This window comes from Streptomyces sp. NBC_01481 (assembly GCF_026339995.1).
Taxonomy (GTDB): domain Bacteria; phylum Actinomycetota; class Actinomycetes; order Streptomycetales; family Streptomycetaceae; genus Streptomyces.
Genome location: NZ_JAPEPT010000007.1, coordinates 32911 through 46201 on the forward strand (window position 1 = coordinate 32911; position 13291 = coordinate 46201).

Genomic DNA, 13291 nt, shown 5'->3' on the forward strand with positions numbered 1-13291 from the left:
CCTGACCATGACTGCAGACGTGTGGCTCCCGATTCCGGCCGACGAGATCGAGGGACTTCCCGACCCCTCGGACTCGGGCCTCAGATACCGGTTCTGGGACGGCGGTCCGGACTTTCCCGCCGACCCCTCCGACTGCGCCTTCTACGCTGTCCCGTACATGAAGGGCATGGAGATCGCGGTCCGTCCGCTGGCCGCGATGACGTCCGTACGCGTCGTCCAGACCCTCTCCGCCGGGATAGACCATGTGGAGCCGGGACTGGGCTCGCTTCCCTCCGGCGTACGCCTGTGCAATGCCAAGGGCGTCCATGAAGCCTCGACGGCCGAGCTCACCCTCGCCCTGATCCTTGCCTCCCTGCGCGGCCTCCCCGGTTTCGTGCGCGGCCAGGACAAGGAGGAATGGCGCGCGGGCTTCTATCCGGCGCTCGCCGACAAGTCGGTGCTCATCGTGGGCTACGGGTCGATCGGTGCCGCGATCGAGGACCGGCTCGCGCCGTTCGAGTGCGCGCGGGTGGCGCGCGTCGCGCGCTCTGCCCGCACTACGGAGCGCGGCGAAGTGCGCGCACTCGCCGATCTGCCCGCTTTGCTGCCCGAAGCAGACATTGTGATCCTTTCCACCCCGCTCACCGAGCAGACGAAGGGCCTCGCGAACGCCGGTTTCCTGGCCCGGATGAAGGATGGTGCGCTGCTGGTCAACGTCGCGCGCGGCCCGGTTGTCGACACCAAGGCGCTGCTCGCCGAGGTGGAGCGCGGACGCATCACCGCCGCGCTGGATGTCACCGACCCGGAGCCGCTGCCTGCGGGGCACCCCCTGTGGCACGCCCCGGGTGTGCTCATCAGCCCCCATGTGGGCGGCTCCACCTCGGCGTTCATGCCGCGCGCCAAGCGGCTGCTCGCCGGACAACTCACGCGATTCGCCGCGGGCGAGCCGGTTCGCAACGTGGTGTTCACCACCGAATAGCTGCCTGGGCCGTCCACTTCGGGCACTCTGTGAAGTCACTCGAATGCGCCGCGTGCCGTTCATGACGCTGATCGTCACGGAGAGTAGAGGACCTATGTCCCTGAGTGACCATCCTGGTGTATCGTCCCGACCTGGGGGCTGCACCAAGCAAGGGGCGGTGCTGCAACGCGACCTGAGTGCCGATCAGACTTTGAGGGGGGCGACGGGTGATGCACGGCCACTGGAGAGACGATCCGACGCGGCAGGATTGCCGACGGCGACCCCCGCACGCTCCTGAGGACAGACCCGATACGGCGCCGGTCGAACCGGCGACGGTCAGGCAGACGGCGGTGCTCCCCGGGGCAGCCCGGTGAGCGCCCCGAGTGCGCTCCTGGAGCGGCAGACGGTTCCCGGCGGCGGCACGGGACTGCTGCCCCGGCTCCTCCTCGCCGGGGTCTGCACCGGGTACGGCGTGGGCGCCGCCTTCGGCTGGGGCTCGCCCGAAGTCGCTCTGATCATGGGCGACTTCGGGCTGAGCGCAGCGGCCCTGATCGCCGCCGTCTCCTGCCTTCTCTACGCCCGCCCGGGGAAGGGCCGGTTTCGGCCCGCCTGGCTGCTGTTCGCGCTCTCCTCCGCGATGGCCTCCGGCGGCAACGCCGTCTGGGGGTGGTACGAGGTCGTGCTGCACCAGGAGGTACCGAGCCCCTCCATCGCCGATCTGTTCTTCCTCTGCTTCGCACCGCCGGCCATCGTCGGCCTCCTCGTCCTCGCCAAGCGACCGGTCACCAGAGCCGGCTGGGTCTGTCTCGCGCTGGACGCCTGGCTGATCGGCGGCTCGCTGCTGACCCTGTCGTGGAGTCTCGCGCTCGCCCACACCGCACACGTGCAGGGCGAGAGCGTGGCTCCCGCCGCCCTCGCGCTCGCCTATCCGCTGCTCGACATCGTGCTGGTCAGCATGGTGCTCGCGCTGCACTTCCGGCGCCCGGCCGCCAACCGCGCCGCGGTGAACACCGCCATCGCCGCGCTCGCCCTGACCGTCCTGTGCGATGCGCTGTTCACCTCGCAGCTGCTGCAGGACAGCTACCGCTCGGGCCAGCTCCTCGACGCCGGGTGGTTCGCCGGTTCGCTGCTGCTGGCATACGCCCCCTGGGGCGCCCGCCGTCCGGTCGAGGCGACGCGCCCGCCGCGCGGCCCGCGCCACCCCAGCCGCCCCGTCGCGGGCTCGCTGGCCGCCCTCACGCCGTATCTCGCGGCCGCCGTGTGCACCCTCGGGATCCTCTACAACGTCATCGAGGGCCGCCGTGTGGACCGGGTCGTCGTCCTCACCGGCTGCACCGTCGTCCTCGCACTCGTCGTCCGCCAGGGCATCATGCTCCTGGACAACATCGCCCTGACCCATGAACTGGCCCAGAAGGAGAACCACTTCCGCTCGCTGGTGCAGGGATCGAGCGATGTCATCATGATCGCCGCTCCCACCGGGATTCTGCGCTATGTCAGCCCGGCCGCCGCCGGTGTCTACGGCCGCGAGGCGGAGGAGCTCATCGGATCCGAGCTGGCCTGTCTCATCCACCCGGAGGATCTCGGCCGGGTGGTCCGCGAAGTGCGCCGGTTTCTGGCCGCTCCTCCCGCCCAGGAGCCCACCACCCGGATCGAGTGCCGCTTCAGGTCCGGCACCGGCGACTGGCTCAATGTGGAGTCCACGGTCAACCGCCACCAGGGCGGCCTGATCTTCAACAGCCGGGATGTCACCGAACGGGTCCGTCTCCAGGCGCAGTTGCAGCACAACGCCGAGCACGACCCGCTCACCGACCTGCCCAACCGTGCGCTGTTCACCGAGCGCGTCCGCCAGGCGCTCACCGGCCGCCGCGCGGGCGACTCGGGCACCGCCGTGCTCTTCATCGACCTCGACGGCTTCAAGGGGGTCAACGACCGCCTGGGCCACCAGGCGGGCGACGAGCTGCTGATCCAGGCGGCCCGCCGCCTCCAGGATTCGGTACGTACTGGGGACACGGCCGCCCGGCTCGGCGGCGACGAGTTCGCCGCCCTCATCGTCGGCGACGGCTCCCGCGACGCGTCGGCCCGTGAGTACCAGGTGCGGGAGATCGCCGACCGGCTGCGCCTGACCCTCTCCCAGCCGTACCGCATCGACGGCAGCGAAGTGCGGGTGGCCGCCTCCATCGGGGTGGCCTTCGCCGAGCCGGGCATCACACCCACCGACCTGATGCGCAACGCCGACCTCGCCATGTACCGCGCCAAGGCGGCGGGCAAGGACCGGGTCGAGCTGTACGCCCCGCAGATGCAGGCCGAGGTGGTACGGCGCAGCGAGCTGGCCGCACGGCTGCGCAGCGCCCTGCACGAGGGCGAGTTCGCGCTGCTGCACCAGCCCGTGGTGAGCCTCGCCACCGGGCGCGTCGCCGCCGTGGCCGCCCAGGCCCGCTGGCGCTCGGCCCAGGGGATCCTGTTCACGCCCGCCGAGTTCCTGCGGGTCGCGGACGCCGCTGCGGAGACCCAGGAGGGCATCCGCACCGCCGAACTCGGCCGCTGGCTGCTCGAGGAAGCCGTGGAGCAGGCCGCCGAGCGCGGCAGGCTGGGCCACCGGGTGCCCGTGTCCGTCCGGCTCTCGGCTCCACGGCTGCTGGACAAGTCGCTGCCGCTCGGCTCCATCGAGGCCCTGCTCACCCGGCACGGGCTGCCGTCGGGCGCCCTGATCATCGAGCTCGCCGACAGCGATCCGCGGATCTCCTTCGACGATCTGGAGCAGCGTCTGGTCGCGCTGCGCAGACTCGGCGTACGGATCGCGCTGGACGGCATCGGCAGCGGCTACGCCGCAATCAACGCACTGCGCAGGCTCCCCGTGGACGTACTGAAACTGGACAGGGGTCTGGTGGAGGGTGTCGTCGAGTCCGCGCGGCTGCACAAGATCACCGCGGGGCTGCTGCGGATCGCCTGCGATCTCGGCATGCAGTCCGTGGCGGACGGCGTCGATGTGCCGGAGCAGGTGCTCGCCCTGCGCGCCATGGGGTGTACGCACGGCCAGGGCATGGCATTCTCCGGAGCACTGGACGAGTACCGGCTGCGCCGCGCCCTGGTCCGCGGCGAGTTCCCGGTGCCCGGCGGAATCGCCCTGCCCGCGCTGACGGGTGGCGCGTTCCCTGCCCGCAATGGCTCAAATAGTGAGACGCGCGTCCCACCCACTTGACACTGACAGTGCGCCGGGGAGAGGGTCAGTGCCATGCGCACCCGAATTCTCGTACTTGGAAAGCGCGTCGGCTGAGCAGGGCCTCATGAAAACCCTGCAGACCCCTCCCGACGCGCTCCCCTCGCTTGCCACATGGCACGAGGGGTTTTTTGTTGCACTGGAACACCCCAAACCCTCGCAAAAACCCTCAGCTTCGAGAAGAGAATGCCGATGACCGAGCAGGCCACCGGGGCCCACCATCCGCAGCCGCGGGCCCGTACCGGCGGACAGTTGTCCGCCGCAGTTGAGCACGTCACGGGCGCGCAGTCCCTCATCCGTTCTCTTGAGGAAGTGGGGGCCGACACGGTGTTCGGCATCCCCGGCGGCGCCATCCTCCCCGCGTACGACCCGATGATGGACTCCACCAAGGTCCGCCACGTCCTGGTCCGCCACGAGCAGGGCGCCGGCCACGCGGCCACCGGCTACGCGCAGGCCACCGGCAAGGTCGGCGTCTGCATGGCCACCTCGGGCCCCGGCGCCACCAACCTGGTCACCCCGATCGCCGACGCCCACATGGACTCCGTGCCGCTGGTCGCGATCACCGGCCAGGTGGCCTCCAAGGCGATCGGCACGGACGCCTTCCAGGAGGCGGACATCTGCGGCATCACGATGCCGATCACCAAGCACAACTTCCTGGTCACCAAGGCCGACGACATCCCGCGCACCATCGCCGAGGCATTCCACATCGCTTCGACGGGACGGCCGGGCCCGGTCCTGGTCGACATCGCCAAGGACGCGCTGCAGGCACAGACGGTCTTCAGCTGGCCGCCGCAGACCGACCTGCCCGGCTACCGGCCCGTGACCAAGCCGCACGCCAAGCAGATCCGCGAGGCCGCCAAGCTGATCGTCCAGGCCAAGCGCCCCGTCCTGTACGTCGGCGGCGGCGTCCTCAAGGCCGGCGCCACCACCGAGCTCAAGGTTCTCGCCGAGCTCACCGGAGCCCCCGTCACCACCACCCTGATGGCGCTGGGCGCGTTCCCCGACAGCCACCCGCTGCACGTGGGAATGCCGGGCATGCACGGTGCGGTCACCGCCGTCACCGCGCTGCAGAAGGCCGACCTGATCGTCGCCCTCGGAGCCCGTTTCGACGACCGCGTCACCGGAAAGCTGGACAGCTTCGCCCCGTACGCGAAGATCGTCCACGCCGACATCGACCCGGCCGAGATCGGCAAGAACCGCACCGCCGACGTCCCGATCGTCGGGGACGCCCGCGAGGTCATCGCCGACCTGGTCCAGGCCGTCCAGGCCGAGCACAGCGACGGCCACACCGGCGACTACAGCGCCTGGTGGAAGGACCTCAGCCGCTGGCGCGAGACCTACCCGCTCGGCTACGACCAGCCGGACGACGGCAGCCTCTCGCCGCAGCAGGTCATCCAGCGCATCGGCGAACTGGCCCCCGAGGACACCATCTACGCCGCGGGCGTCGGCCAGCACCAGATGTGGGCCGCGCACTTCATCCAGTACGAGAAGCCCGCCACCTGGCTGAACTCCGGCGGCGCGGGGACGATGGGATACGCGGTCCCGGCCGCGATGGGCGCCAAGGCGGGAATGCCGGAGCGCACGGTCTGGGCGATCGACGGCGACGGCTGCTTCCAGATGACCAATCAGGAGCTCACCACCTGCGCCCTGAACAACATCCCGATCAAGGTCGCGATCATCAACAACGGCGCGCTGGGGATGGTCCGCCAGTGGCAGACGCTGTTCTACAACCAGCGCTACTCCAGCACCGTCCTGCACGCCGACGACACGGGCCACCATGTGGCGGGCTCCCAGGTCGGCGCGAGCACCACGGCACGCAAGGGCACCCGCGTCCCGGACTTCGTCAAGCTGTCCGAGGCCATGGGCTGCCACGCGATCCGCTGTGAGTCCCCGGACGACCTGGACAAGGTCATCGCCGAGGCCAATGCGATCAACGACCGCCCCGTCGTGATCGACTTCATCGTCCACGAGGACGCGCAGGTCTGGCCGATGGTCGCCGCGGGCACCTCCAACGACGAGGTCATGGCGGCGCGCGGCGTCCGCCCCGACTTCGGCGACAACGAAGACGACTGAGAGCCGTAGGAAGAGGAACGACGACCATGTCCAAGCACACGCTCTCCGTCCTGGTCGAGAACACGCCAGGCATCCTCGCCCGGATCGCCTCGCTGTTCTCGCGCCGCGGGTTCAACATCGACTCGCTCGCTGTCGGCGTCACCGAGCACCCCGACATCTCCCGCATCACGATCGTGGTCAATGTCGAGGACCTGCCGCTGGAGCAGGTGACCAAGCAGCTCAACAAGCTCGTCAACGTTCTGAAGATCGTCGAACTCGAGCCCGCCGGTGCGATCCAGCGCGAACTCGTTCTGGTGAAGGTCCGCGCCGACAACGAGACCCGCTCGCAGATCGTCGAGATCGTCTCCCTGTTCCGCGCCAAGACCGTGGACGTCTCTCCCGAGGCGGTCACGATCGAGGCCACCGGCGGTGCGGACAAGCTGGACGCCATGCTCAAGATGCTGGAGCAGTTCGGCATCAAGGAGCTCGTCCAGTCCGGCACGATCGCCATAGGGCGCGGCGCCCGGTCCATCACGGACAGGTCCCTGCGGGCCCTCGACCGTTCCGCCTAGCGAGACCCCTCACCTTCCTCACCCCTCCCGCCGTACGGTGGGACGCAACACTGCACACCAAGGAGATATCCCAGTGGCCGAGCTGTTCTACGACGACGATGCCGACCTGTCCATCATCCAGAACCGCAAGGTCGCGGTCATCGGCTACGGCAGCCAGGGCCACGCCCACGCGCTGTCGCTGCGTGACTCGGGTGTCGACGTCCGTGTCGGTCTGCACGAGGGCTCCAAGTCCAAGGCCAAGGCCGAGGAGCAGGGCCTGCGCGTGGTGACGCCCGCCGAGGCGGCGGCCGAGGCCGACGTCATCATGATCCTCATCCCGGACCCGATCCAGTCCCAGGTGTACGAGGAGTCCATCAAGGACAACCTGAAGGACGGCGACGCGCTGTTCTTCGCCCACGGCTTCAACGTGCGCTTCGGCTTCATCAAGGTCCCGGCCGGTGTGGACGTCGCCCTCGTCGCCCCCAAGGGCCCGGGCCACCTGGTCCGCCGCCAGTACGAGGAGGGCCGCGGCGTCCCCGCGATCGCCGCCGTCGAGCAGGACGCCTCCGGCAACGCGTTCGCCCTGGCGCTCTCGTACGCCAAGGCCATCGGCGGCACCCGCGCCGGCGTCATCAAGACCACCTTCACCGAGGAGACCGAGACCGACCTGTTCGGTGAGCAGGCCGTCCTCTGCGGTGGCACGTCCGCGCTGGTCAAGGCGGGCTTCGAGACCCTGGTCGAGGCCGGCTACCAGCCGGAGATCGCGTACTTCGAGTGCCTCCACGAGCTGAAGCTGATCGTGGACCTGATGTACGAGGGCGGCCTGGAGAAGATGCGCTGGTCGGTCTCCGAGACCGCCGAGTGGGGCGACTACGTCACCGGCCCCCGCATCATCACGGACCAGACCAAGGCCGAGATGAAGAAGGTCCTCTCCGAGATCCAGGACGGCACCTTTGCCAAGAACTGGATGGACGAGTACCACGGCGGTCTGAAGAAGTACAACGAGTACAAGACGCAGGACGAGAACCACCTGCTGGAGACCACCGGCAAGGAGCTTCGCAAGCTCATGAGCTGGGTCGACAACGAAGAGGCGTAAGCCAGTGGGCCGGGGGGCCGGGACCGGAGTGTTCCGGCCCCCCGCCACCGTGCTCCGCCGCGATCGGGTGCTTCTCCACCCTGTCCAGCCACGGACGGGTGATCCTGCCTTCGAGGCGCAAGACGTACCGCTTGGCACCACTACACTTCTAAACCACATACGCGTCAGGCCCACAGTGTCGTGCGTCTTCCACGCGGCTAGCCCCCTCCACCGCCTGCGGCCGTCGGGACGGCCGTCCGCACTGGATTTGTGAGGACTCACGTGAGCTCGAAACCTGTCGTACTCATCGCTGAAGAGCTGTCGCCCGCCACCGTCGACGCGCTGGGCCCGGACTTCGAGATCCGGCACTGCAACGGCGCCGACCGCGCCGAGCTGCTCCCCGCCATCGCCGATGTCGACGCGATCCTCGTCCGCAGCGCCACCAAGGTCGACGCCGAGGCCATCGCCGCCGCGAAGAAGCTGCGCGTCGTCGCCCGCGCGGGCGTCGGACTGGACAATGTCGACGTCTCCGTGGCCACCAAGGCCGGCGTGATGGTCGTCAACGCCCCCACGTCGAACATCGTCACCGCCGCCGAGCTCGCCTGCGGTCTGCTGGTCGCCACCGCGCGCAACATCCCGCAGGCCAACACCGCCCTGAAGAACGGCGAGTGGAAGCGCTCCAAGTACACCGGTGTCGAGCTGAGCGAGAAGACCCTCGGCGTGGTCGGCCTCGGCCGCATCGGCGTGCTGGTCGCCCAGCGGATGTCCGCCTTCGGCATGAAGATCGTCGCGTACGACCCCTACGTACAGCCCGCGCGCGCCGCGCAGATGGGCGTCAAGCTGCTGACGCTCGACGAGCTGCTCGAGGTCTCCGACTTCATCACCGTCCACCTGCCCAAGACCCCCGAGACCCTCGGGCTGATCGGCCACGAGGCGCTGCACAAGGTCAAGCCCTCGGTCCGGATCGTCAACGCCGCACGTGGCGGGATCGTCGACGAGGAGGCCCTGTACTCGGCGCTCAAGGAGGGCCGGGTCGCCGGAGCGGGCCTGGACGTGTACGCGAAGGAGCCGTGCACCGACTCCCCGCTCTTCGAGCTCGACCAGGTCGTCTGCACCCCGCACCTGGGCGCGTCCACCGACGAGGCGCAGGAGAAGGCGGGCATCTCCGTCGCCCGCTCGGTGCGTCTCGCGCTCGCCGGTGAGCTCGTGCCGGACGCGGTGAACGTCCAGGGCGGCGTGATCGCCGAGGACGTGCGCCCGGGTCTGCCGCTCGCCGAGAAGCTCGGCCGGATCTTCACCGCGCTGGCGGGCGAGGTCGCGGTCCGTCTCGACGTCGAGGTGTACGGAGAGATCACCCAGCACGACGTCAAGGTGCTCGAACTGTCCGCGCTCAAGGGCGTGTTCGAGGATGTCGTCGACGAGACGGTCTCGTATGTCAACGCCCCGCTGTTCGCGCAGGAGCGCGGTGTCGAGGTCCGGCTGACGACGAGCTCGGAGTCCCCGGACCACCGCAACGTCGTCACCGTCCGCGGCACGCTCTCGGGCGGCGAGGAGGTCGCGGTCTCCGGCACGCTGGCCGGTCCCAAGCACCTCCAGAAGATCGTCGCCATCGGTGACTACGACATCGACCTGGCGCTCGCCGACCACATGGTCGTCCTGCGGTACATGGACCGTCCCGGCGTCGTGGGCACGGTCGGCCGGATCCTCGGTGAGGCCGGGCTGAACATCGCGGGCATGCAGGTCTCGCGCGCGGAGGAGGGCGGCGAGGCGGTCGTCGTGCTCACGGTCGACGACACGGTGCCGCCGGCGGTGCTGGCGGAGATCGCGGACGAGATCGGCGCGGCGTCGGCGCGATCGGTGAACCTGACGGACTGAGCCGGGGGCGCTGCCCCCGGACCCCCGCGCCTCAATCGCCGGCGGGGCTGAGTTATTCAGCCCGTCCGGCGTTTGAGGACATGCGGCCGAAGGTCGCATTCGGGGTCTGGGGCGGAGCCCCAGTTACCCCGCAACAGCACCCCCGCCAGCATCGCCGCCCCCACCAGCAGCAGCCCCGCGCCCAGCGAGGCCAGCTGCATCCCGTGTGTGAACGCCTCCCGCGCGGCGCCCAGTACCGAATCGCCGAGCTTCCCCGGCAGCTGCCCGGCGACCGCCGTCGCGCCGCCGAGCGTCTCGCGGACCGTGGCCAGCGCCCCGGCCGGCACACCCTGGGGCGCCGAGTCCGTGAGGTCCGCGCGGTAGACCGCCGTACCGATGGAGCCGAGCACCGCCATGCCCAGGGCTCCGCCGAACTCCTGGCCCGTCTCCAGCAGCGAGGCGGCCGAACCGGCCTTCTCCGCCGGGGCCGAGGCCAGCGCCAGGTCCGAGATCAGCGCCATGACGGTGACGATGCCGCAGCCGATGACGGCCGCGCCGGCCAGCAGCATCCAGAGCGAGTCCGTGCCGGTGAGGGTGAGCAGCACGAACCCGACGGCGGCGATGAGGAATCCGGCGGCGATGACATACGCCCGGTCGATCTTCTGGCCGACCGCCGCCGCGGTGGGGGCCGCGGCACCGACGGCCAGGGACGGGGCCAGGCTCCACAGCGCGGCCTCCATAGTGCCCATGCCGAGCACGGACTGCAGGTACTGGGTGGTGAAGTAGGCCGAGCCCATCATCGCGAAGGCGGCGATGGTGTTGAGCGCTATCCCTGAGCCGAAGACGCGGTCCCGGAACAGCTCCCGGCTGATCATCGCGTCGGTACGGCTCCGCTGGCGGCGTACGAAGAGCGCGCCGACGGCCAGTCCGGCCGCGATGTACAGCGCCATGGCGAGGCTGAAGCCCTCGGCCGCGATCTCCTTCAGGCCGTACACCACCGGCAGGACGGCTCCCATCGACAGCGGCACGCTCAACAGGTCGAAACGGCCGGGGGCGGGGTCCTTGAACTCCGGCACCAGCACCGGGACCAGGATCAGCAGAAGCAGCATTGCGGGCACATTGATCAGGAAGACCGAGCCCCACCAGAAGTGGTTGAGCATGACGCCGCTCATCACCGAACCGAGGGCGATCCCACCGGCCATGGCACCCGACCAGATGCCGATGGCCCGACCGCGCTGCTTGTCGTCGTGGAACATGTTGCGGACCAGGGCCATGGTCGAGGGCATCAGGGTGGCTCCGCCGATGCCGAGCAACGCCCGTGCGGCGATGAGCATTTCGGCGCTCTGCGCGTACGCCGCGCCGACCGAGGCGATCCCGAAGGCCGTGGCCCCGATCAGCAGGAGCCTGCGGCGGCCGATGCGGTCGCCGAGCGAGCCCATGGTGATCAGGAGCCCGGCGAGGGCGAAGGCGTAGATGTCGAAGATCCACAGCTGCTGGGTGCTGCTGGGATCCAGTTCGCGGCTGATCGCCGGGATGGCGAAGTAGAGGACCGAGACGTCCATCGAGACCAGGAGGAGGGGCAGCAGGAGGACCACGAAGGCGGTCCATTCCCGGCGGCCCGCACGCGGTGCGGAGGTGGTGGGAAGCGTCATGCAGAGCAATGTACGGCTGTATTAAACGTCCGTCTAGAACGCTTGTGTAAAACGTAGGTATAGGACAGCCGTATGGCGCGGCGGTACGCTGCTGACATGGGACATCGCGAGGATCTACTCGAAGGCGCAAAGCGCTGCCTGGTCGAGAAGGGCTTCGTGCGCACCACCGCGCGCGACATCGTCAGGGAGTCCAGGACGAACCTGGCGTCCATCGGCTACCACTACGGCTCGAAGGACGCGCTGCTCGCCGAGGCGTACATCGCCCTGGTCGAGGGCGTCTCGGACGACTTCGACGCGACGGAGCGGGCGACGACCGGGACGCGACCGGGTTCGCTGGAGAGGTTCGAGGAGGTCTGGACGAACGTCATCGCCACCATGTCCGGGCCCGACTCCCTGTGGCGCCTCAGCATGGAGATCGTTGTCATGGGTGACCAACTGCCCGCGGTGCGCGATCACTTGGCCCATGCCCAGCGTGAGGGCGCACGAGGGATCATCCCCATGCTGATGGGCGGTGAGGAGGCTGACGTCTCCGAGAAGGACGTCGACACGCTCGGCAAGTTCTACATGACCCTGATGATGGGCCTGATCGCCCAGTGGACCTTCGACCCCGGCACGGCCACACGGGCGGACGAGCTCACCGAGGGGCTGCGGCGCCTGATGAAGGCGGCCGGCGAGTCCTCATAGCCGCGCGCTCTTGAGCGCCATGTGCAGCAGCAGCCGGTCCTCGCCGTCCGCCAGGTCCAGGCCGGTGAGCTGCTCGACGCGGGAGAGCCGGTAGTAGAGCGTCTGCCGGTGGATGCCGAGCGCGGCCGCCGTGCGGCCCGCCTGGCCCGAGTGGTCGAGGAACACCTCGGCGGTGCGGGCCAGTTCGGTGTGGGACCGGTCGAGCAGTTTGCGTACGGCGGGGTCCTGCGGGCGGTCCGCGGGGAGCGCGGTCAGCATGCGGAACGGGCCGATCTCCGACCACTGCGCCACCGGGCCGAGCCCGGGCTGCGCCCGTGCGGCGCGGGCCGCGGAAGTCGCCTCCAGCCAGGCGGTGTTGAGGTCGGCGAGCCCGCGGCGTGGGGTCGCGAGCCCGGCGGTCGCCCCGGCCGCGCCCGCGTCGGCGCGCAGCCGGTCCGCTGAGGTGCGGACGGGGGAGAGCGCGTCGGCCGACCGCAGGCGTACGAGCACGGCGAGCGCGGACGCGCCCGGGACGTCGCCCCCGTCGGGGGCCGCCTTCGGGCCGCCGACCGCAGCAGCGTCCACCTCGGTACCCGAAGCCGCGCCGTCGCCCGGCGAGCCGGTGCCCCATCGCACCGTGCACAGCGCCGCCGTCCCCGGCAGGGAGCGGGCCGAAGGGGCGTCGGCCGCGGCCCACGGGCTCACGCACACCACCGTGTGCAGCCCGTCCGCGCCCGCGTCCCCGAGAGCCGTGCGCAGCGCGGCGACCGCCATGTCGTACTGCCAGCCGCGCTCCGCCGTCAGGACCGCGCGCAGCTCCCGCGACAGATCCGCCCCCGCCCGCTCCTCGTCCGCGAGCAGCGTGCCGATCTTCGCCGTGACCTCCATGGCCGCGGCAAGCTGCGCCTCGGTGGGGCCGGGTGTCGCGTCGAGCAGCCATACGTAACCGAGCACGATGCCCCGGTGGCGTACGGGAAGACAGATCCGGCCCCGGTTGACCCCCGCGTCCGGAGCCGCCGGAATGCGGACCGGGCCTGTCGCGCGGGCGATGCCGAAGCCCTCGAACCAGGCGCGGACCGCCGGTGTGGACTTGCGGGTCAGGATCGAGCGGGTCCTGACGGGGTCCATCGCGGTGTCGTCGTCGCTGTCGTGCGCGCCGAAGGCGATCAGCCCGAAGTCGCGGTTCTCCAGCGTCGCGGGGACGGCCAGCAGCGCCGAGATCTCGTCGACCAGGTCTTGGTAATCGCCCTTCATCCGCACATTCTCGCACCTCTTTCAGACATATGTCTG

The 13291-nt window shown here is 70.0% G+C and carries 9 protein-coding genes; 7 read left to right on the forward strand and 2 right to left on the reverse strand.

Annotated elements, in window-relative coordinates:
• Window positions 1-7: 7 nt before the first annotated feature.
• The 6 genes from OOK40_RS32065 (at window position 8) to serA (ending at window position 9707) form a co-directional block, all read left to right on the forward strand.
• Window positions 8-958 (forward strand): 2-hydroxyacid dehydrogenase, encoded by a 951-nt coding sequence (locus OOK40_RS32065; RefSeq protein ID WP_266488618.1) that lies wholly within the window; start codon window positions 8-10, stop codon window positions 956-958.
• A 349-nt stretch (window positions 959-1307) separates the two neighbouring features.
• Window positions 1308-4136 (forward strand): bifunctional diguanylate cyclase/phosphodiesterase, encoded by a 2829-nt coding sequence (locus tag OOK40_RS32070; protein ID WP_266488620.1) that lies wholly within the window; start codon window positions 1308-1310, stop codon window positions 4134-4136.
• Between the two features lie 204 nt (window positions 4137-4340).
• Window positions 4341-6227: an acetolactate synthase large subunit gene (locus tag OOK40_RS32075; RefSeq protein WP_266488622.1), complete on the forward strand. Its 1887-nt coding sequence runs from the start codon at window positions 4341-4343 to the stop codon at window positions 6225-6227.
• A 26-nt stretch (window positions 6228-6253) separates the two neighbouring features.
• Window positions 6254-6778 carry an acetolactate synthase small subunit gene (gene ilvN / locus OOK40_RS32080; RefSeq protein WP_266488625.1) on the forward strand — a complete coding sequence of 175 codons (525 nt, stop codon included), beginning with the start codon at window positions 6254-6256 and terminating at the stop codon, window positions 6776-6778.
• Between the two features lie 73 nt (window positions 6779-6851).
• Window positions 6852-7853: a ketol-acid reductoisomerase gene (gene ilvC / locus OOK40_RS32085; protein WP_266488627.1), complete on the forward strand. Its 1002-nt coding sequence runs from the start codon at window positions 6852-6854 to the stop codon at window positions 7851-7853.
• Between the two features lie 261 nt (window positions 7854-8114).
• Window positions 8115-9707, forward strand: coding sequence for a phosphoglycerate dehydrogenase (gene serA / locus OOK40_RS32090; RefSeq protein ID WP_266488629.1), 1593 nt, complete (start codon window positions 8115-8117; stop codon window positions 9705-9707).
• A gap of 56 nt (window positions 9708-9763) precedes the next feature.
• On the opposite strand, the gene OOK40_RS32095 is transcribed toward serA, so the two are convergent.
• Window positions 9764-11338: an MFS transporter gene (locus OOK40_RS32095; protein ID WP_266488631.1), complete on the reverse strand. Its 1575-nt coding sequence runs from the start codon at window positions 11336-11338 to the stop codon at window positions 9764-9766.
• Window positions 11339-11434: 96 nt separating this feature from the next.
• Here OOK40_RS32095 and OOK40_RS32100 point away from each other — a divergent pair, with 96 nt between their 5' ends.
• The gene (locus OOK40_RS32100; RefSeq protein ID WP_266488633.1) at window positions 11435-12022 is read left to right on the forward strand and encodes a TetR/AcrR family transcriptional regulator; all 588 of its coding nucleotides are present in this window, start codon (window positions 11435-11437) and stop codon (window positions 12020-12022) included.
• Here the strand turns inward: OOK40_RS32100 and OOK40_RS32105 are convergent.
• A complete protein-coding gene (locus OOK40_RS32105) occupies window positions 12017-13255 on the reverse strand; it encodes a CdaR family transcriptional regulator (RefSeq protein WP_266488634.1) in 1239 nt (412 codons plus the stop codon). The two genes, OOK40_RS32100 and OOK40_RS32105, sit on opposite strands and share 6 nt — an antisense overlap.
• Window positions 13256-13291: the final 36 nt, after the last annotated feature.